Here is a 22,179-nt window from a genome sequence, read left to right as displayed (position 1 = left end):
ATCATTTGTTCGTCAAATTACCCCATACTGTTAACACTAACCATCCTCTATTTACGTGACTACAATTAACCAATTTAAGATCTTAAAATGACGTTAACTCCTGCCATCTTTTTAGCGGGTGACTAGCTCGTGTATCATTCGCTCACATATTTCATGTGCCATTAATGCAGCTTCTCCACTTGATTCACACGTTGTCCCCTGCTTAATATGTTCAATAAAATGATCTATCATATCAACAAAGCCGCGGCGATACAGTGTCGTTGTCCAATCTTCAAATGTACGATGCTGCTCCTGATTATGCTCAAAAGAAATGACATTCACCATATTGTGTACAACCAACTTTCGTTGATTACCCGTCATTTCCAATCGCTCATCTGTTACACCTGTATTGCGGTTCATCATACCGATAGCCGTCGTGTTGTCTTTATGTAAATTCAGCACTACATAATGAGCCTTTTGCTGCTCTATCTTGGCATTCACCGACAGCGCTGTTGGTTCACCCGTAAAATAAAGCAGTGTATCTACAACATGTATAAAATCGTCAAACAGGGTTGTTCTCAAGTCAGATAAAGGGCCCGTCCGGTTTTTTTGCAAAAAAATGGTCTCCGGTGCTTGAATATGCTGCTTCACATCCCTATACATAGGAGCAAACCTGCGGTTAAAACCGACCATGAGCTGTACATCGTGCTGCTTCGCATAAGACACAACTTGCTCTGCTTCACTTAACGTGTAAGCAATAGGTTTGTCTACAAATACATGAACTCCTGCACTGATAAGCTGCTTCACTATTTCTGGATGAGACAACGTTGCAGTATGTACAAATGCCGCATCAATACCAGAAGCAATCAGATCGCTGACGGAAGTGTAGGCTTGTTTAATGCGGTACTGCTGCGCTGCTTGATGAACAACTTCCTGGTTGCGGCTTGCAATCGATAGCTCAATGTCCTGTCTAGTGGCCAATATAGGCAAATAGGCTTTGGATGCGATGTCTCCAATCCCGATCATCCCAATTTTCATCGTGCACCACCCTCTCATATTTATAGCGATGTCTACAACTTCAAGTGCTTATATCAGTATAGCAGATTTAACCTGTTTCACTCGCATCCCATATACGATCAAGGAATGAGATGACTTTCCTAATTCAGTCCATTACACTAAAGTTAGTGATAAGTTAGGAGCAATCAACCATGAATGCAAAGATAGAATCGTTCAAACAACTCATAAACAAACTGGCAGGTCACGGTGCAACATCGTATGAATTCAGAACAGCCTTAATCAGTCGACTCCGTGAGATCATCCCTTTTGATGCCGCCTGTTTTACCGCGGTAGATCCACAAACCTTACTATCTACGGGTGCAGTGACCGAAGAAGGTGTAGAAGCCATTCATCACCGCCTGTTTGAGTACGAATATGTGCAAGCAGATTTTAACACCTATACTCAATTAGTAGAGTCGGATATACCCGTTGCTACTTTAAGCGGGGCAACGAATGGACAAATGGAACGCAGCGCACGCTATCGTCACGTCCTGCAGCCAGCTGGATTTAAAGACGAGCTGCGGGCTGCTTTAGTTAATGATCAGTCCTGCTGGGGTTACTTGACCTTATTTCGTAAGCAAGGATCTCCCTTGTTCACAGAAAGTGAACGGGATTTCGTCGCTGAGCTTGTCCCTGCTATTGCCTATCAGTTACGGGCTATTCATCTTTCGCTGCCGGCTGAGGACACCGTCTGGATAGAGGAAGGACCGGGTATTATGGTGCTGTCCGATCAATTAGATATTATCTCGTTCAACGATGCTTCAGCGTATTGGTTGCATTTGCTAAGACAATGGGAACACATTACAAATCATGTTATTCCGAGACCGATTCAAGCCGTGTGTACGCGTGCCTTAGCTGATTCAGCTGGAAGTGCCGGATCTTCCTCTTTGGCAAAAGTATGCTTGCGTGTTCCTAATGGGCATTATGTGACGATTCAAGCCAGCCGCCTTAACGGTCCGGCAGGGACAATCCAGCTCGCAGTATGGATAGGTGCCGCCTCGCCCAACGACATGCTGCCCTACTTGTCAGAAGCGTACGGCTTATCTGAGCGTGAAAAGCAGATTCTCGATCGTGTTGTAAAGGGACTCTCTACTAAAGAGCTGGCTTTGTCCCTCCATATTTCAGCTTATACGGTGCAGGATCACCTCAAGTCCATTTTTATCAAAACAGGCGTAACCAGCCGCAGAGAATTGTTATGGCGCTTGTTCTCCCGATTCCACGTGTACGATACGCCGGACACAACACATTTAAAATAATAAACAATCAGGGTGACATACATTCGAGTAATCGAGATGTCACTCTTTTTCTACTGCCAAATGGTAGGGGTAAATCCTGCTGCTTCAGCATATTCATAGAATGATCGCTATTTTGTACAGGCAGGTGAATAGATGTTGGAACGCAGCATGGGATCTACACATTTGGAATGGATCATTAATCGGATTGACGTTGGAGTTCATCTTCTGGATCAAGATGGAATCACCATCCTTTATAACGCCAAGATGGCTGAGATCGATGGTCTACACCGTGCTCAAGTCATTGGAAAAAGTGTGTTCGACCTGTATCCCTCCCTGACGCATGAGACAAGTACATTAATCAAGGTGCTTCGTACCGGTAAAGAGATTGCCGAGCATATTCAGACTTACGTAAATATGTCGGGTAAAAGAATCACAACTGTAAACAGTACATTTCCGTTGGTGGAAAATAATCATATCGTTGGTGCGCTGGAAGTTGCCAAAGATATTACGAGCATTGTTCAGCTTCATGACCAGATTCTCGATCTGAGGCACCAGCTCTACAGAGCCCAGCAGCACGATCATCGCCGCTCAGGGGCCGCTCGTTATCACTTTAGTGACCTTATCGGACAGAGCCCCTTATTTTTAGAAGCGCTTTCTATTGCAAAAAAGGCAGCTCGTACTAACTCTTCCGTCTTTATTTGCGGTGCAACAGGAACAGGCAAAGAGCTGATTGCTCAAAGCATCCACAATGCAGGCATTCGCCGAGAGAAACCTTTTATTGCACAAAATTGCGCTGCGGTCCCAGGGGAACTTATGGAGGGATTGATGTTCGGCACCTCGCGAGGAGCCTTTACAGGTGCTGTTGACAGGCCAGGTTTGTTTGAACAGGCAAATGGCGGCACGTTATTTTTGGATGAACTGAATAGTCTTGATCTGTATCTGCAGGCAAAGCTGCTGCGCGTCTTGCAAGATGGAATCGTCCGACGAATTGGGGGAACGACTGAACAACAAGTCCATATTCGTATTATCGCTGCTATGAATATGGAGCCAAAGGAAGCACTGGAGAAGGGCATATTACGCTCCGATTTATTTTATCGATTGCACGTCATCAATGTCCACCTCCCTTCATTAAGCCAGAGACAGGAAGATATCCATCTACTTGTTCAGCATTATATCGAAGCTTTTAATCCCCTGTTCGGATTAAAAGTATCTGCCATTAGTACTACCGCCCTGAAACGACTGATCACTTATTCATGGCCTGGCAATATTCGCGAGCTGAAGCATGTCATCGAATCCGCCTTCAATATGATGGAACTGCACGATGAGCGGATCGAGGTGTCCCACCTGCCTCCGTATCTGAATTATTCTGCTGCCGAGCATAGCGAACAACACACTCCACTTTTGACACTGGCTATGGAAATGCCAGCACGCAGCACTAATTTGCCTGAAATGCTGGAAAAGTATGAGCGCGAAGCTATTCAAGCGGCCATGGACAGCCATCAGTATAATATTACACAGGCCGCACAAGCCTTAGGCATTAAGCGTCAAGCACTGCAATATAAGCTGACTCGTTATGGGATCAGCCGCAGGCCTGAGTAGACAAAGAGCAATAACCTTTAATTACAAATGTTATACAGAATACACGTCTGCCCTCCACTTGGCATCGTTCTTGCTTCTTATTTAGAGCAGGAATATAGACAAGAACAATCATTATCGGAGGTGCGGATTAATGGAACTTCAGAACGATCTCACATCAGATGGAACACATGCAATTCCTCTCAGCAGCAAACGTCACTGGAAACAAATCGAGTTATGGAAAGATGTACCCGATGAAAAATGGAATGACTGGTTATGGCAGTTAACCAATACGATACGTACACTGGAAGACCTAAAGCAGGTTGTCAATCTGACACCTGATGAAGAGGAAGGCGTTCGTATCTCTACCCGCACCATTCCGTTAAATATTACTCCTTACTACGCAGCGCTCATGCATCCAGACGATCCGCGCTGCCCGATCCGGCTGCAATCGGTACCTATTTCGGCTGAAATCATGAAAACAAGATATGACTTGGAAGACCCGCTGTACGAAGACGAGGACTCCCCTACTCCAGGTCTGACTCACCGTTACCCAGATCGCGTGCTGTTCCTCGTTACGAATCAATGCTCTATGTACTGCCGTTACTGTACGCGCCGTCGTTTCTCCGGTCAAGTGGGCATGGGCGTTCCTAAGAAGCAAATGGACGACGCAATTGCGTACATTAGAAATACTCCAGAAGTACGGGATGTGCTGCTTTCCGGTGGAGATGGACTGCTTATAAATGATCAAATTTTAGAGTATATTTTAAAAAATTTACGTGAGATCCCACACGTTGAAATTATCCGTATCGGAACAAGGGCTCCCGTAGTTTTCCCGCAGCGAATTACCGAAAATTTATGCAGCATTCTAAAGAAGTATCATCCCGTATGGTTAAATACCCACTTTAACCATCCCTTAGAGATTACTGCTGAAGCGAAGCTTGCCTGTGAGATGCTGGCCAACGCCGGTGTTCCACTTGGCAACCAAGCTGTTATTTTGGCAGGCATCAACGACAGCACTCAAATTATGAAGAAGCTGATGCACGATCTAGTAAAGATACGTGTTCGGCCCTATTATATTTATCAATGCGATTTGTCGGAAGGCATTGGGCATTTTCGTGCCCCTGTCTCTAAAGGGTTGGAAATTATTGAAGCACTCCGCGGACACACGAGTGGCTATGCTGTGCCTACCTTTGTCGTGGACGCTCCTGGGGGCGGCGGCAAGATTGCACTGCAGCCAAATTATTTGCTGTCGCAAAGCCAAGATAAAGTCATTCTGCGAAATTATGAAGGCGTTATCGTGGGGTATCCTGAGCCCAAAGCGTACGTGCCAGGACGAGCAGATGAGTATTTTAACGAAATATACGAACTTGGTAAAGCCCCTGAAAGCACGGGCATTATTGCTTTAATGAAAGATGAGAAATTTAATCTGGTGCCAGAAAATTTGCGCCGCATCGGGCGACGCCAGACCTATCAGGAGTCTCCAGAGCATATGTCGTTAAAAGACAAACGTCAAAAGCGCGACGAGATGAAGCAAAAACTTATTGATAGCAAAGATGCAAAGTATCGCTCTGCCGAGGCTGATAAGAAAGAAGACGAGAAGAATGTAAATGCTTCCGAGAGTAGCAATACTGAGGATACGTCCTCAAAGGTTAACGATTAACAATGCCACGTCTGTAATGAATAAGTCTCGCTTCTGTAGTGAGGAAGCCAGTGAAGTACTGACAGAGAATGATGAGGGCCATTAATCCATTAAGATTCTTGGTGCCTGTACAGACAGCTGACCAACAGTAAGCAGCAGCCTTGGTGCGGTTATTGCCGCACCAAGGCTGTGTTTAAGTTTAATGGTCACCAGACAAGACGCCCCTGCTTAAATAAAAAGAGCACGCCAACGCGGGTCTTGGACCGACGTTGGCGTGCTCTTCTTTGCTCATGGACAAACGTGCGCACTTATTCCTTTTTAAAACAGATGAGCTTTAATTCCGTAAATTCTTCCGTTGCATACTTCACGCCTTCGCGTCCGATTCCACTATCCTTCACCCCGCCATAGGGCATATGATCCACACGGAACGTCGGAATATCGTTAATCATTACGCCTCCGACCTCTAGTCGTTCGGCTGCGGCTAAAGCTGTGCCGATGTCATTGGTATAAATGCCCGCCTGTAAACCGTAACGAGAATCATTTACTGCCTGTATCGCCGCTTCCATCGAAGATACACGATTAATGAGGACAATAGGCGCAAAAGCTTCACTGCACGAAATCTGCGCACTGGCGTCTACATTTAACAACACGGTTGGGTGAACCACGTTGTCTTGACTCACGCCACCCGTTGCCACTTCCGCACCCAGCCGCTTCGCCTCCGCAATCCATTCAAGTGACCGTTCAACATCTTTTCGAGCAATTAAGGCTGATACATCCGTGTACGGGTCCAGAGGATCACCAACATGCAGCGCCTCTGTACATGCTACAAACTTCTCCACAAACTCATTGAACAACAGCTCATGCACATATATTCGCTGCAGAGAGATACATACTTGACCCGAGTTGGAGAATGCGCCAGTCACCGCCCTGCTGATCATTTTATCTAGCTGGACCCCCTGATCCACGATCAAGGCCGAATTAGAGCCGAGCTCAAGCGTAACTTTCTTTAAGCCTGCTTTACGGCGAATTCCAATTCCAACTTCAGGGCTGCCCGTGAATGACACCGCTTTGACTCTTGCATCCTGAACAAGTATATCGCCAATAATACTTCCGCTTCCCGTGACCACATTTAACGCTCCGGCAGGCAGGCCAGCTTCCTCAAACAGCTCGGCCAGCAGCAAAGAACTCAGTGGTGTCTGCCCAGCTGGTTTCAATACAACCGTATTACCTGCGGCAAGCGCAGGTCCTACTTTGTGTGCAACCAGATTCATCGGGAAGTTAAACGGCGTGATAGCAGCAACGATGCCTAGCGGCTGACGTATCGTATACGCGATGCGCCCCTCTCCTCCTGGTGCAGCGTCCAGAGGAATCGTTTCCCCGTGAATCCGTCGTGCTTCCTCCGCCGCTAATTGATAGGTCATCGCCGTGCGATCTACTTCCGCACGTGCCGCCTTAAGCGGCTTAGCTGCTTCCAGCGCGATAAGATGGGCACATTCGTCTGCCCGTTCGCTTATTAATACGGCAACCTTCCCTAATATAGAAGCGCGTTCATGCGCAGGCATACGTGCCATTAATGGTGAAGCAAGCTCTGCCGCAGCTATCGCTTGCTCCACTTCTGCTTCGTTCGCATAAGCAACTTCAGCGATATTCATACCATTGTAAGGAGAATATAAGGGGCGATATTCCGCAGCCTCTACCCAGCTTCCCTTTATATATAAATGCTTTCTCATCTCGATCCCTCCTTCCTCCATTATGCGCCATTATGTGTCAAGATGCACGTTCGGGCGGCCGATTCAACAACGTCAAGCGCTTCTGCCATCTGTTCAAGGGTTATAACAAGTGGGCTTAGTAATCGGATTACGTTCCCATATAGACCGGCACTCATAATCAAGACACCCCGTTGATGCGCCAGCTGAATGATGCGCTGGGTTAAGGCTTTATCAGGCAATTTTGTATGGGGATTGGATACGATCTCAAACGCACTCATAGCGCCGAGAGACCTTACGTCGCCAATAGATGGCAGCTCCTGCTGCAGCTTGCTAAAACGATCTTGAAACAAGTTGCCGATACAGACTGCCTGTGTACACCAATCCTCCGTCTCCATCAATTCAATTACTTTTAGCGCCGCCACACATCCCAGCGGACTGCCCCCGTAAGTGCCTCCAATTTCCCCTATGCCGGGTGCGTCCATAATCTCTGCTTTTCCTGTCACAGCACTAAGCGGGAGCCCAGCAGCAATCGACTTGGACATCGTCATTAGATCTGGAACAACACCGTAATGCTCAATGCCAAACCGTTTGCCTGTTCGACCAAACCCTGTCTGAACTTCATCGGCAATGAATAGTATCCCATAGCGCTCACAGATCGCCTTCACCCCTTGCACAAACCGGACTGAGGGAATTATAAATCCTCCCTCTCCCTGCACAGGTTCCATAATGATGGCGGCAACATCTTCGCCTGGTACCTCAGCCAGAAAAAATTCTTCATACTTTGCTAGCAGCGCATCATCCCACTCAGCAGCTGTCATGCCTTCGGGTGCCCGGTAATAATATGGATAAGGCAGCTTATACACATCAGGAACAAACGGGCCAAATCCGTTTTTATACGGTTTTACCTTGCTTGTCAAAGACATCGCCATATAGGTTCTACCATGAAATCCTCTTTCAAAAGAGACAATTCCGCGGCGCCCCGTATATCTGCGTGCAATCTTGACTGCGTTCTCAACAGCCTCAGCTCCACTAGTCAAAAAGAAAGTTTTCTTAAGATGGTCACCTGGTGTGATTCGATTTAAGGCCTCCGCTAATGCAATATAAGGCTCATACATCGTGACATGGAAACAAGGATGTATATATTTATCCAGTTGATCCTTGAGCGCTGCAACAACTTGCGGCGGACAATGTCCTGCATTCAACGTTCCGATTGCACCTGCCAGATCAATAAATGTATTGCCATCGACATCTGTTAGCAGTGCCCCTTTTCCAGAAGCAGCAAAGGTTGGAACCGTGTTAAAAGGTCCTTGAGGAACATGCTCCTTGCGTCGGAGCATAAGCTCCTGTGCAATTGGTCCCGGGATTTCAGTCTTGAGGCTGATATGTGTCGTGCGTGTCGGTTTCATCCTGAATTACCTCCATTCCACACCATTCGATCAACGTCATAGCGACCACTTCAGCCGCCGTAAATACGTCATCCAGCACGATATATTCATTTGGATAATGTGCTACCTCGGTAACACCGGGACCAAACACAATACAGGGTGTATCGGCCAGATTAGTCAGCAGCCCACCATCCGTTCCCCACGGAGAAGCTTCCACCCCAGGCTCATGCCCAACCGTCGCACAAAATTGATCCCTTAGAACAAGTGCAAGCTCGTGATCTGGAGCGACATCTCCTGGTATCCAGCGTGCACCAAACCACTCCACTTCAGGAGGGTGTTCTAGCAACCATACATCCTGCTTTGCCAATTTTCTAATCCACTCGGCCATTTCTTGTTTAGCGTGATCCAAGGTCTCATTCGGTGCAACCCCCATTCTCCCTTCCAGCACAACCGTATCCGGTACAGAGGAAGGCCAATTCCCTCCCTGAATGATCCCAACATTGATCGGAACGGGAATCGGGTTGCCCGCGTACAGCGGATCTGTAATTCTGGTATTTCTGTGGCGTTCCAGCGCTTGAAGCTCTTGAATAATGAACATGCTTTTCTCAATCGCGCTAACGCCTTCATATCTTGTGCCACCATGTGCCGCTCTTCCCGTCACTGTAATCCGGAACCACATCGAACCCTGCTGCTTTGTAAAAATACGTAAATTGGTTGGTTCCGGTATTAAAGCAGCATCCGCCTTGTACCCTCTTAATATTGCTGCGAGTGTCCCCGCTCCTCCGCTCTCTTCCTCAATCACACTTTGAAAAATAACGTCTCCCATAAGCCGAATACCAAGCTGCCTGATGGCCTGTATGGCTAGCAGTAAGGAAACCGTTCCCCCCTTCATATCTGAAGATCCGCGACCATACAGCTTACCCTCTTCAATGATGCCGCCATAGGGATCGTGTCTCCAGTCCCCTTGGTTGCCTTCTGGCACTACGTCGATATGGCCGTTCAACAGGATGGAACGCCCTTTGCCGGTTCCCACTATTTTGGCGACAATATTCGGGCTACCTTTGAACGCCTTTCGTGGGGAATAAAAGTAATCGTGTTCAGCCAACTGAGAGCCATCGGGTTCCCACATGTCGACTTCCAGTTGCAGGCTATGCAGATGGTCTGCAATGATTTGCTGCGCCTCTGATTCTGCACCGGCTTTGCTAGGACAGCGAACCAGCCGCTGCAGTAGCAATATGCCTTCATCACGATGGGCCACCAACCAATCGTGAATAAGTTGTCTCATGTATGAGATGGACATTTGTTCATCACTCCCTCCCGTGCCCATTCGATACAGAATGGGTATGTAGTAACCCGTTCGTTGAATTGGAGCCTTTTTATTTGTTAAGGAATCGTTATAATATGTTCAGCTAAACACACACGCGCATCTGTGTAATAAAGCACTTGCTCTACTGTGTATGGAGCCATGATCTCACAGAGGATCAGCCCTTGAGACCCAACTCGAAAGACAGCCATATCCGTAATAATCAGATCTACACATTCAGGAGCTGTAAGAGGCAAAGTACATTGTGGCTTGAGTTTAGATTCGCCCGCATGATTCAGGTGATTCATCAGTACAACAACTTGCTTCGCTTTTTGTGCCAGCTCCATTGCTCCCCCAATACCTGGAACCCGACGTCCAGGCACGATCCAGTTCGCTAGGTCGCCGCGTTCACTTACTTCCAATGCACCGAGAATCGTCATGTCTATCCTTCCTGTTCGAATCATTGCAAAAGCCACCGCGCTGTCACAGTAGGACCCACCTTCGACTAGACTGATCGGATATCCCCCCGCATTACACAAATAAGGGTCTTCTTTGCCCTGTGCAGGCGTAGGTCCCGAACCGAGAATACCATTCTCGGCGTGAATAAGGACATGAACATCCGTTGGAATGTAATTGGGAACAAGCGTAGGAATGCCGATTCCCAAGTTGACAACCATACCATCAACAACCTCTTGTGCAGCTCTTCTCGCTATTCGGCAGCGGACTTCTTCTCCCATACCCATTTCCATGGCACCCCTTCGCTTGGTATGACCATATCCACAAATATACTGGGCGTCACAATGATCTCTGGATCAAGCTCGCCAGGCGCCACGATCTCGTCTGCTTCGGCAATTGTAAACACGCCTGCCATCGCAACTAGCGGGTTAAAATTGCGACCGCTCTTGTCATAGACGAGATTGCCAAAACGATCCGCCTGCTTGGCGTGTACAATTGCAATCTCAGCGGTCAGCGCGGGCTCCACAATATACGAGGCACCTGCCAGTGTATATTGATCTTTTCCTTCCGCCATTACGGTGCCTAATCCAACATCAACTAGAATTCCACCCAGACCAACCCCACCCGCACGAATTTTTTCAGCAAGAGTTCCTTGCGGGTAGAACTCGACTTCCAGCGTACCGGCTGTCATCATGTTCCCAGCATTGGGATTGGAGCCAATATGAGAAGCAATCACTTTCTTGATCCGACCTGCAGTTACGAGCCTCCCGATTCCAATATCGGGAAATCCAGTATCATTTCCAATTACAACGAGGTCTCGAATCCCCTTTTCCAAAATACCATTAACAAGCGTCGGCGGTGTGCCAACACCTCCGAAACCACCATACATTAACGTGCTGCCATCTTTTATATGAGCAAGAGCCGCTGTTAAAGTTCCCACCTTATCAATGCCATCCAATTAAACCACCGCCCGCAGTTCTTCTTGCATTTCGAATATCGTTTGTGCCATCTTTTCGGCCAGCTCATCGATCTCTTCGTTAGTAATGACCAATGGCGGAGCAATAATAATAGCGTCTCCCGTACCATCCAAACCGCCTCCGGCAGGATATATAAGCAGTCCGTTACGGAACGCAAGTTCAGTCATACGTGACGTCACATGCCGCTCCACGGCAAAGCTTGCTTTAGTTGCTTGATCGGATACCAATTCAAGTCCCAGCAGCATCCCATTCCCGCGTATATCACCGATAATCGAGGATTTTTGGGCGATATGGTCTAACTTATCTCTTAGGTAGCGTCCTTTATCTACAGCGGCGTCCACCAGCTTATTCTTCTTGATGTATTCCAGCACAGCTAAAGAAATAGCTGCAGACTGAGGATTGGCGCTATACGTGTGACCAGCCATAATACTTTTTGATCCTGCAAGTATCGGCTCCATCACTCGATCGCTAACCAAGGCAGCCGCCATCGGCGTGTAACCTGCACTCATTCCTTTGCCTAGCGCGATCAAATCAGGCTCAACTCCCCAATGCTCGATGCCAAACATTTTGCCCGTCCGCGCAATTCCAGTCATCACCTCATCTGCGATAAACAGCACCTCATAACGGTCACAGATTTCTTTGATTTCGTTATAATAGCGCGCTGGAGGGACAACGGCGCCGCCAGCAGCACCTACAATCGGTTCTGCAATAAATGCCGCTACTTGATCAGCCCCAATCCGGCGAATGGCCACTTCCAGATCGCTTGCACATTTCATACCGCACGAAGGATAGCTTTGTTGATAAGGACAACGATAGCAATAAGGTGCTGCCACAACAGGAAAATCCTCTAACAGTGGAATAAACCGCTTTCTTCTTAACACATGACCTGACATCGATAAAGCGCCCAGCGTAATTCCGTGATAACTCATATGCCGAGACAATATTTTGTATTTACTCGGGCGCCCCTTTTCTTGCCAATGCTGAATGGCAATTTTCATCGCGGTCTCTGTCGCTTCAGAGCCGCTGCTAACGAAGAAAGACCAATATTCCCCACCCGGTGCCAGCTCGCTAAGTGTTTTGGCCAATCGTTCCGCAGGTTCACTCGTAAACTGGGAACGATACACAAACGATACTTTCCGTGCCTGCTCGGCCATAGCCTCACCAATCTCTTGCAGGCCATGACCAAGACTAGCTGTTACCGCACCGGAACAACCGTCTAAATATTTGCTGCCGGCGGCATCGTACAAATACACGCCATGCCCATATTGGATAGCTGGATAATGACGGTCCAGCATAGGCTTGATCAAATATTCCCGATTCATCGCTGCCACCTCCTCCTCCATCTTATTCTGTCCTCCAGCGCAGCATGCCGCGTCAAATAGAAACACGCAAACTCCATGCCAACCTGATAAACGTTATTTGGAAAGTTCGACAGGGTAACGAGGCAATCACATTGCTCCTGACCCGATTGCGTTCCACGTTAATGGACAGATCCACTGCTCTTAGTAATAGATCTGTTGCGTGCTGTATATACTGCGCTGCATGTATTTCAACTAATTACAAAGTCAAAAAAGATGCCATGTCACTCCGTAAGAGTAATGGCATCTTCTATAGACATTTTCGCATATTTATATGTATGGCCACATTATCGCTTGTCGGAACCCCTGACTAAATCAACTATTGATAAAGGGCAATCAGCACTTTATATTCCGCATACCAATGCTTCCACTCCTCTTCACGCGACAAGGTGGTACTGCCATCAAGCAGTAGCTTAATCACATCAAGACACACATGCCATCCAGCAAGATCTTTGGCAGTATGATCCGTCATGATCGTGATCTGCTCGATCAAATTGAGCTGACAGCCTTCACTGAGCGGAGACAATTCAAAACGAACTTTGTCCTTGCCCCATGTATACTCCAAAACAGATTGTTCCGTATAAGCTGTAATTTCAAGCTCTTCAAAAGTACCGTCGCCCATGTCAAATGTAATGATACCACCCTTACGAAGCTCAACGACTCGCAATTCGGTAAACCAGCGCTTCAACTTATCATTGTCCGTAAGCCAAGCCCATACCTGCTCAACGGTGTACGGAAAATGACGCTCAAATCGAGCAATATAACCTTGCTCCACTTTCTGAACATTGGCTAACATGACGTTCCTCCTTATTAAATGCTTGATTGCTATTCATGCAGACTATTATTCCACATTGTAGAGTTTGCCTGCGAAGAACACAAGTTAGTCCTTTCTACAGAATGACAGATAAGGTTGGCATGCATCTTGCGTATAAAATATATACATATCGGTGGTATCAGTAATGTTCTAGTCAATAAAGGAGGGCCGCGTATGTCTAACAATGATACGTACTACACTAATCTGGTTGAAAATGGACGCGATTACAGTCTGCACATGTGCCTTGATTATTACAATAAAAGACTGCGAGTAGATGATTATCGAGGCAATCCGAACTCTGTCTTTGAGCGCGTTCAGGAGCTTATGCAGCTCCACTATTTCACAAAGGTATTTATCAAGGCGCGTCATTATGATTGGGGCTGCTTCCTTACGCATGGTTATATGCTAGAAGCTGTTATTAAAGGTTATTTCCAAGGTCATGATGCTTTTAATATGGCGTTGTATACAGATTTGGAACGTAGAACAAGCGACTATTGGATCTACGAAGACCAGTTATTAGCTGAGGTCCAGGCACTTCCCTTAAAATCAGAACTAAATAAGAGCGCTGCTGGATTTTTGCTTCGTCAAGCGACTGATCAGGATGCAAATGTGCTGGCAGCGTTATATCGCCAAGTATTTGCGACGTACCCTACCCCGATGCACGATCCGTTATATGTGGAGCATATCATTCAGGAAGGAACGATCTTCCACGTAGCAGAGCTTCAAGGTCAACTGGTCAGTGCAGCCTCTGCAGAAATAAATACAACCTTCCACAATGCCGAGATGACAGACTGCGCAACGCTACATACCTGCCGAAATAAAGGCTTGATGAGGCTGCTGCTGCAAGAACTGGAGCAAGAACTTTTGCGGCGAAACATTACCTGTGCCTATTCTCTTGCAAGGGCCTTATCAACGGGTATGAACGCTGTGTTTAAACAACTCGGTTATGAATACGGGGGACGAATGACTAAAAACTGTAATATTTATGATAAATTCGAGGATATGAACGTGTGGACTAAAACGTTACCTCAATAAAAAGCTTGGCTACCGTCGTCTCCGTTCAAACGAGGATGCTAAGCCAAGCTCTTCTCGATATTTAGCAACCGTTCTCCGGGAAATACGGATGCCTTGTTTCTGGAGGCACAATGTAATGTGTTGATCAGAGACAGGCGAACATTGCGGCTCACCAGCGATAATCGCCTTTATTTTTAGTTTAATACTTGCGGCAGACGCCAGTTCCCCGTTATCCTGATGAATGCCCGTCGGGAAAAAATAGTTTAATTCAAATGTACCCCATGGCGTCTCGGCATACTTCCCAGCAGTTGATCTGCTAACAGTTGACTCATGCATACTCAGCCTATCAGCTATGTGCGCCAAATTCATCGGCTTTAAGCCGGAAGGTCCCTCCTGAAAAAATAGAAGCTGCTCCTCCACAATACTCTGCGCCACCCGCAGCAGCGTCTGCTTGCGCTGCTCTATACTTCTGAGCAGCCACAGGGCACTGGCACGTTGATGACGAATATATTCATATTCCCCTTGCAAGTATTGTCCCTTCTGTGCGCCCATAGCTGCATACGCAGGTTGAAGCATAAGCAGTGGAACTGCCCAATCGTGCATAACGACAATATAACGACTGCCCGCTTTTTGAATAGACATATCAGGTCTAACAACCGGAACCGCGGAATGGAAAAATTGATTTCCGGGCTTTGGATTTAAGTTCTTTATTTTTGAGATCGCTTTCACGATTTCTTGTGTAGATGTTCTCAACTTACCTGCAAGTGCCGTTAATTTTTGCGCTGCAATGTCCGGCAAATGATACGTAATAAGCGTAATCACTAGTGGATCAAGATCCGGCATCATGTTAGCTTGGATCAGTAAGCACTCTTGCAGAGTACGAGCTCCTACCCCTGTAGGTTCTAGTGTATGGATGAGCTGCAGCGCTTGTTCCGCTTCTTCAAGCGTAACCTTTAGCTGATCCGCAACGAATGAAATGGACAACTGTAAATAACCTTGTGGGCTGAGGTTACCTGCTATATATTTCATGATCATACGAAGGTTATCAGGCAGGTTAGCTATGAAATTTATTTGTTGAGACAAGTAACCCTCCAATGTCATTTCACGTTCCAGATCATACCAAGGTGTATGCTTATCCTCATTGATTTTGTTCTGCGCGCCCGGATACCTATATCCATAGCCCAGTTCATCCGCTGCATACAGCGGATGTCCTTCGCCATTCACTTCTAACAATGGGTTCGTCTCTACTTGTTCCTGAACATACCCCCACAGTTCCAGCGAGGACATTTGAAGTATACTTAACGACTGCTGCATCTGTGATGTCATCTGCAACGTCTGTCTCTGGTGAAGTCCATACCGATAATTCATCTTTCTCACCACTTCACTTGTCATTTATTCACATGAACTGTTCACTACCTACTACGTGTATACCCATAAACCATGATATGAATATTCATGAAATCTGCTCGCCTTTTTCCGATAAGATATCCATTCGGACATGATCATGACGGCCTATGTATTTACGACCGGCAGGTGTAATGTGATACCGGATACCAGCTTCCCGCTCTGAACGAACTACGTTTCCCAATTGTATTTGCTCTTGCAAAATGCGGAGAATGCAGCTTTCTGTCAATTCGGTCTCTTTACAAATACCAGTGACTGTACGGAATACATAGTCCCCTTCCTGAAGCGCTTGAAGAACCTTTAGGCTCGGGTCAGCATGTAGACTTGGAGACTGTTCAAGCTGAATCTCCTCTGCCACCGTGCCACGATGCAACATCCGTATTTCATAAGGATCATTACGAATAATAGAGTCGTCCGCTTCCGTATTTTTTTCCGTCAAAGCTTCGACATCTTGCTTTACATTGTTCACCTGATGCTGAACGTCATGTAATTGCTGCATAAATTTATCCGAAATAGATTTAATAAATCGATTAGAGGAGATAGAGGCAATTAAACAGAATCCTGCAAATACAAATAATTGGGTGCCTTCTTGCTTACTTTCGAGAAGCAGATTGCTAGATATCGTATTCAAAAATAGAGGTACGAGGAAAGAAGCCGCAATTCCAACAAAAACCGCCTTATAAAGCATCCAATCTTTGTAAAATACCGTCCCATACTTACCTACTAATAAATAATTTACTCCCCCTCCCACAATGCCTGCTGCAAGCATAATCAGAAATAAGGTGAGTCCATGTGACATGTAAGAAACCTCCTTTGAAAGGTTGTTATCCTATATACCGCATCACTGCTACTATTCCGTTATAACCATCTTCATAAAATTGTACTGCTTCACCCTTGCATAAGCTGTCTAACGATGTCAGTCGAAAGCTAAGAGATGGTGTAAATTTTGAATTAGGAATAGAGAAGCAGTAGTCCATGTACATGGTGAAATGATGCCATCCCGCTAGAGAGAAATAAAAGAATCTCCACACCCACTACTTACAGTGGATATGAAGATTCTTTTGAATGGTGGTGCTGTCTTTTGGGCTGCCATGACTCATACATCATTGTGCTTCATTCACGCACAGGATCTTAAGGCAGCTGTATGTCCTCTGGCCAATGAAGCTGTACGCCTCGCTGCTCCAGCAGATCCTGATACGCTTGCAGATGGACAGAATCCTCCCTAACATCATGTGGATCAAGCTGGTTTTTGAGCGCATAGGCAACCAAGTAGCCTACAGACTCACCAATGTTCCACTCCGTAGGATGAAGGCGATAACATCCATTTGAGATTTGAGTCGTACCGATGTTTTTGCAGGCAGGAAGTATATTCTTTACACGTACCGGAAGCAAAGCGCCCAGTGGAATCTCGTATGGATATGTCGGAACGTACAAGCTACGAAATGATACCGTTGTCATATGGAGGTCTAAATAGTAACTGCCTACACCTACACTGTCTTCGTACGTTCGAATTCCTTGATCACCACGTATTTCTTTGCTCACATCGTGCTCGGTAATCCGGTATAACGATTCAATACGTCTGGACTCCCGAATGTAAGGAGCTTTGGCAAAGCCATCGTCTGTCCCGAGTGCATCCTTCCGCAAACGAAGCCCTGGATATCCTTTACCACCGTCAAGGCGTGGTGCTTCTGTCTGCAGCCAGTACAGCAAACATAAGCTTAGCTGACGCGCACCTCTAAGATGCTTACGTCTGTCATGACTAGACACACCATAAATAGAGCCAAGATGGTAGTCGTTTTGCGGCCAGTTGATAAGAGAAATATCACTCTTGTAAAGTTCGTTAGTAAATAGAGACTTGTCGATCATGCGGCGGTAATTAAACAATGATTCCCACCATTCTCCGCGTTTGCCGCGAAACAATCCATACTCCTTAATTGTGCCATTCTTGCTAATCTCCGGTACCAGCCAGCCTAGCAGCGGCAAATTCTCATAATTCTGAGGTACGTACTGTCTCCAAAAATCATATTGGGCAGGACGATCAATAGTATGATCCCCACCTTCTTCATAATCCAAAGCAAACACATGGGTTATTGATTGCATATCCAGCGGATCCGCATTATCAGCAGCATGAGGTTCGTCTGTATCTGCTCTCGCTTCGGCGCCCATAACATGTTCCACTCCAGCAAGAGGAAGCAGATCCCCGCACTCAGTGGCGTCCGCAAAGTACTTGCCTTGCAGTGTGACTAGATCGTCATCGTCATTGATCACTTTCACACATACGCAACGATCTCCTTCCATCACGGCTTCTATTATTCGATGTTGATATAAAATTTGGATGCGGCCGCTGTTCGTGTAGGCTGCAAGCATGTCCTGCAAGACTTGCAGCGCTACTTTAGGTTCATGGCATAACCGGCTGACCCAGCCATTGCCGGGATTAAGGAACTCATTATTCATTGCAGTATCGACCAATGGATAATTCGACTTATAGTAGTCCCGCACACGACGACGGAATTCAGCATAACTTCGCGTACATCCGAATTGCTCAATCCAACGGTGCTCATCTGGTGGAACAGCTTGGGCTGTGAGCTGCCCGCCAATCCAGTCTGTTTCCTCTGTCATTATTACGGTCAAGCCTGACTTAGCTGCTGCTAAAGCAGCCATACAACCGCCGAGACCTCCACCTAACACAATAAAGTCTGCTTTAAGTTTACGATTTGTTCGCAAAATGCCACTTCCTTTCATATAAAGTTAAGTGATTGTCTTACAATAGTACTTACCCCATATCATCAGAAAAGGTGTGGTGAACACATTATTGTTAAGGAAAATTTTAGAATTGACTTATACGAGCTAAGCTAATTGGGTCGGTTCTCACCGTTCAGTTTGTAATGCAGCGAATATATAAAATCAAATAAAAATGACCCTAGAAACGATTCCTATGATGGAATGACTCTAGGGTAATGTTACTTTTCCGGGACAAGGTAATCACACAATGTCCAGAGAAGTGAGGAAATAAGCTTTGCAGCAAAAAGTAATGCTCTACTTATCATTATACCTATAAAATTATATTGAAATTTATGGCGCAACCCTTACTTTAGATTAACTGGCTGTTGTTGTGTAACACAATGAATCATACCACCGTCTTTATACAGCTCTCTCACATCTATGCCTATTACTTTACGATCAGGGTATAGTTTTTGGATAATATCGTTAGCTTTTTGATCATTAGGATCATTGTAATTAGGAACCAATACAACTGTATTTCCAATATAATAATTTATATAAGAACCTTTGTATCCTAGATTTTGTCCACTGTTGAGTACAACATTATTCTTACTAATTGGCAAATACACAAACTTATAAGGCTTGCCCGCAACATTCTTCGCTTTCATTAGTGTGTTCATATCCTTTATGGAGACACCCCATTCTTCTAAATCGTCCCCTTTCATTGTTACAATTGTGGATTTATCATAAAATTTTGCAAACCCATCAATATGAAAATCAGTAATATCCTGATTCGGTACACCATCTAACCAAATGAAATTAGGGGCGCCAAGATATTCTTCTATATACTCCTCTATTTCTGCTTCTGAGAATTTAGGGTTTCTATTTTTATTTGTAACTGCACTTCGTGTCGATAAAAATGTACCATTACCATCCAGTTCAAAGGCTCCACCTTCAAGTACGACCTCATTGAGATCAATTCTTTCCTTCTCCAACTGCTTACCAAGTCTGTTCGCTATTTGAGCATCCTTTTTATACGGTGTTTTCTTTCCCCACCCGTTAAATCCCCAGTCCATGAGTTTTATATTGTTATCCTTGTCGTATACAAAAATTGGGGCGGTATCTCTTGCCCATACATCGTCCGTAGGAACAATATAGAAGTCGATTTTGTCCATATCTATACCTTCATCATACAGAAGATCGTAAATGTATTCTTTTTCGTACTTATCATATGCGATGATATGAACATTTTCACCTTCACTTAGCGCAGCGGTCATCTCTATCCAAATCGCCTCAAGCTTTTCTTTATGGCCTTTACCGTATGTAAAGTTATGGGGCCATTGTAGCCATGTCCCTTCATGTTTGCTTCTCTCATCAGGCATGGTGTATTTGCCTACGTTTTGCTGCTTCACACTTTGACTCTCAGCAGTTGTACTGTGAAAACATCCCATTATGATTCCTGCCGTTAATACTACTCCCGAACACACAACAACCATCTTCTTCATCTTTAATCTCCTTTTATGTGACTAACTTTCTCTCAGATGTAGAATAAGCTTTGACATAGTGTTAAGGTCAAGCACTTATTACTTTGCCTCTATACGGACAGGAAAACAGATTTGCGTAACATACTCCTCCACTGGGCAGTCACATTCTGGACCTTTTAAGTAGGTTTCGTAAGGCGGGCCCTCAAAGCCATAGCCATTACGTTCTATCCATTCTTCAAGTGCCAAATGTGCGTATCCGATGTAGTCGTAATCTCCGATATGCAGGGTAGTAGCAATCATGGTTTGGGGTAGTTTTTTTATGTTACAATCCTTTGATATGGCTTCTTCATTCCTGAGCATAATGGGAATCATCAATTCCATATCGCTATGGTCAGGGATAAATTCTTCATCAAAAAAAACAGCAGACGGAACACCCAGCACCGGGATATTACCTTTTCCCGCCTTTTCGTATAAGGAATCTATACATTGGTCCATATCTGCAATGTTTATAGACATTCTTTGATATATAACACTTTTCTCATTCCTCATGCCGAGCAATATATCATAAGATCTATGTTCTTCACCCATCAAATTTACATCTGTATTTATCATTTCTTGCATTTCTTTAATGATCTGCCTATTTCGATTCATCTCGTCGGATAATTCATTTATTTTTAAATGTATTAATCCAGTCAGCATTTTTCTGTCCGCTGTCTGCAGAACCGTTCTGATCTCTGGCAGGGAGAATCTTTATTCCTTCAGCTTCTTAATTTGTAATGCCGTTTCTAATTGGTTCTTCTCATAATATCTGTAGCCGTTCGTGGCATCCACATGAACGGGTTTCAAAAGTTCTTCCTTGTCATAGTGACGCAGCATGCGCGCACTCATTTTACAAAGCTGAGAAAATCTGCTGATCGTGTACATTTTGCTCTCTTCCTTATTGTGCTGATATTGTTTAGCCATATAGCTCGGTATAATTACCGCAAATGTGCCAGTTACGATACGATAACATGTCCGTTAATGTAAATCAAAGGCTTTGCTGGTAAATGAAACAACCAATATTTCGGAATAGGAAAATTGCCTATTTTAAGCTGCAATAAGGCGCTTTAAAGCTAAGCCCGACCATTCAAAAGAAGTGTCGTTTCTTTGGTAAACAGGTTCAGTTGTGAAACTAATCAGATCTTAGCGGTAATTTCGGATGGACACCCCTTTAGCCATGCTCACTAAAGACATTACTGACATATTAGTTTGGGAACGGTTTGCCTATCTTGCTGCTATTCAGGATCTATTTAATAATGAAATTGTAGCTTGGAACCTTTCGGAACGAAATGATCTTGCTTTTGTTAACGGGACACTAGACAGCCTAAGTAAGAGCGAGGAGCTCTGAGGCGTCCTTCTCCACTAGGATCAGCGACTTTAATACACATCTAAGCCATTTAACAGCAATCTGAAGAAACCCGGTATTCTCCTCAGTCATTCCAGACGTGTAACTGTCTGTCTGGAAAATCCATGTATGAAGCCCTTCTTTTCTCACTTGAAGACAGAGAAGCTTTATTTAAATGCAGCTAATGCTTTAGCCGAGGCTGAGCGGCAGGTGCGAGATTATCCTTCATTCTATAATGAAGGATGATTCCAGAAAAAATTAAACAACCGCTAGGCAAAGCGTAATTCCTAATAAACCAGCAGTAATAGCTTTTTTCATTTTAGATTTCTCCTCACATGGAATTATTCCCCTGCAAGCTCACTCTAAAACAAAGACTACTTATCATCAATTGGTCTAGACTAATATGTCAAAATACTACTGGAGATTGTCATCATTCTACTGACTCTGGTAAGCGATAAATCATTAAAAAGTTGTGAATGAAATAAACAGGGTGAGAGCCAATACTGGATAAATGGGCAATTTACCAATATGATTTTAGACATTACAAGCTTCATAATTAAGTAATCGGCTTGTTACGCAGCTGTCTTTATTTCCATGTTAAAGGCTATATTTTAATACAATTAAACTAAAGTAGAAAATATATGGCTTTTTGAGAATTCAAATGAAAAACCGCTCCAAAAGGA

Annotated in this window: 16 protein-coding genes and 1 pseudogene; 4 read left to right on the top strand and 13 right to left on the bottom strand. The window is 45.2% G+C overall.

The genetic code is table 11. The annotated features are described in order from the left end of the window. Positions 1 to 111 precede the first annotated feature (111 nt). Entirely contained in the window at positions 112 to 1,017 is a 906-nt protein-coding gene (locus QP775_RS02855) for a Gfo/Idh/MocA family protein (protein ID WP_285103431.1), read from the bottom strand. Positions 1,018 to 1,187: 170 nt separating this feature from the next. Between QP775_RS02855 and QP775_RS02850 the strand changes: the two genes are divergently transcribed. The 3 genes from QP775_RS02850 to kamA all read left to right on the top strand — a co-directional run bounded on the left by QP775_RS02850 (position 1,188) and on the right by kamA (position 5,508). Continuing rightward, positions 1,188 to 2,291, top strand: a complete 1,104-nt coding sequence (locus QP775_RS02850) for a helix-turn-helix transcriptional regulator (RefSeq protein WP_285103429.1) — start codon at positions 1,188 to 1,190, stop codon at positions 2,289 to 2,291. Between the two features lie 132 nt (positions 2,292 to 2,423). Further along, positions 2,424 to 3,869, top strand: a complete 1,446-nt coding sequence (locus QP775_RS02845; RefSeq protein WP_239327602.1) for a sigma-54 interaction domain-containing protein — start codon at positions 2,424 to 2,426, stop codon at positions 3,867 to 3,869. Between the two features lie 130 nt (positions 3,870 to 3,999). Then, complete coding sequence (gene kamA / locus QP775_RS02840; RefSeq protein WP_285103426.1) at positions 4,000 to 5,508, top strand: lysine 2,3-aminomutase; 1,509 nt, start codon at positions 4,000 to 4,002, stop codon at positions 5,506 to 5,508. Positions 5,509 to 5,795: 287 nt separating this feature from the next. Here the strand turns inward: kamA and QP775_RS02835 are convergent, their stop codons facing one another. From QP775_RS02835 to QP775_RS02805, 7 genes are all read right to left on the bottom strand, one after another. Next, positions 5,796 to 7,217, bottom strand: a complete 1,422-nt coding sequence (locus QP775_RS02835; RefSeq protein WP_285103424.1) for an aldehyde dehydrogenase family protein — start codon at positions 7,215 to 7,217, stop codon at positions 5,796 to 5,798. A gap of 20 nt (positions 7,218 to 7,237) precedes the next feature. Then, complete coding sequence (gene gabT, locus QP775_RS02830) at positions 7,238 to 8,602, bottom strand: 4-aminobutyrate--2-oxoglutarate transaminase (protein ID WP_285103422.1); 1,365 nt, start codon at positions 8,600 to 8,602, stop codon at positions 7,238 to 7,240. Next, entirely contained in the window at positions 8,562 to 9,866 is a 1,305-nt protein-coding gene (locus tag QP775_RS02825) for a peptidase (RefSeq protein WP_285103420.1), read from the bottom strand. Before QP775_RS02825 ends, gabT begins: the two co-directional genes overlap by 41 nt. A gap of 98 nt (positions 9,867 to 9,964) precedes the next feature. Beyond that, a complete protein-coding gene (locus QP775_RS02820) occupies positions 9,965 to 10,627 on the bottom strand; it encodes a 3-oxoacid CoA-transferase subunit B (protein WP_239327597.1) in 663 nt (220 codons plus the stop codon). Continuing rightward, positions 10,594 to 11,229 (bottom strand): CoA transferase subunit A, encoded by a 636-nt coding sequence (locus QP775_RS02815; protein WP_239327761.1) that lies wholly within the window; start codon positions 11,227 to 11,229, stop codon positions 10,594 to 10,596. Before QP775_RS02815 ends, QP775_RS02820 begins: the two co-directional genes overlap by 34 nt. Positions 11,230 to 11,298: 69 nt before the next feature. Continuing rightward, the gene (locus tag QP775_RS02810) at positions 11,299 to 12,639 is read right to left on the bottom strand and encodes an aspartate aminotransferase family protein (RefSeq protein WP_285103418.1); all 1,341 of its coding nucleotides are present in this window, start codon (positions 12,637 to 12,639) and stop codon (positions 11,299 to 11,301) included. Positions 12,640 to 12,994: 355 nt separating this feature from the next. Continuing rightward, positions 12,995 to 13,471 (bottom strand): SRPBCC family protein, encoded by a 477-nt coding sequence (locus QP775_RS02805; RefSeq protein WP_285103416.1) that lies wholly within the window; start codon positions 13,469 to 13,471, stop codon positions 12,995 to 12,997. 192 nt (positions 13,472 to 13,663) lie between these two features. On the opposite strand from QP775_RS02805, the gene ablB reads away from it, so the two are divergent. Then, the gene (gene ablB, locus QP775_RS02800; protein ID WP_285103414.1) at positions 13,664 to 14,524 is read left to right on the top strand and encodes a putative beta-lysine N-acetyltransferase; all 861 of its coding nucleotides are present in this window, start codon (positions 13,664 to 13,666) and stop codon (positions 14,522 to 14,524) included. A gap of 9 nt (positions 14,525 to 14,533) precedes the next feature. On the opposite strand, the gene rpoN is transcribed toward ablB, so the two are convergent. The 5 genes and pseudogenes from rpoN to QP775_RS02775 all read right to left on the bottom strand — a co-directional run bounded on the left by rpoN (position 14,534) and on the right by QP775_RS02775 (position 21,036). After that, a complete protein-coding gene (rpoN, locus tag QP775_RS02795) occupies positions 14,534 to 15,871 on the bottom strand; it encodes an RNA polymerase factor sigma-54 (protein WP_285103412.1) in 1,338 nt (445 codons plus the stop codon). Between the two features lie 85 nt (positions 15,872 to 15,956). Then, positions 15,957 to 16,706 (bottom strand): YEATS-associated helix-containing protein, encoded by a 750-nt coding sequence (locus tag QP775_RS02790; protein WP_285103410.1) that lies wholly within the window; start codon positions 16,704 to 16,706, stop codon positions 15,957 to 15,959. Between the two features lie 332 nt (positions 16,707 to 17,038). Beyond that, complete coding sequence (locus QP775_RS02785) at positions 17,039 to 18,649, bottom strand: FAD-dependent oxidoreductase (RefSeq protein WP_483311983.1); 1,611 nt, start codon at positions 18,647 to 18,649, stop codon at positions 17,039 to 17,041. A 344-nt stretch (positions 18,650 to 18,993) separates the two neighbouring features. After that, positions 18,994 to 20,133 carry an agmatine deiminase family protein gene (locus QP775_RS02780; RefSeq protein WP_483311982.1) on the bottom strand — a complete coding sequence of 380 codons (1,140 nt, stop codon included), beginning with the start codon at positions 20,131 to 20,133 and terminating at the stop codon, positions 18,994 to 18,996. Positions 20,134 to 20,211: 78 nt separating this feature from the next. Further along, a pseudogene (locus QP775_RS02775) lies at positions 20,212 to 21,036 on the bottom strand (MerR family transcriptional regulator). Positions 21,037 to 22,179 lie beyond the last annotated feature (1,143 nt).

Source organism: Paenibacillus sp. UMB4589-SE434, from assembly GCF_030226685.1.
Classification (GTDB): Bacteria; Bacillota; Bacilli; order Paenibacillales; family Paenibacillaceae; genus Paenibacillus_B.
Note: the sequence above shows the minus strand (reverse complement) of the source record. Positions and strands in the feature narration are given on the sequence as shown.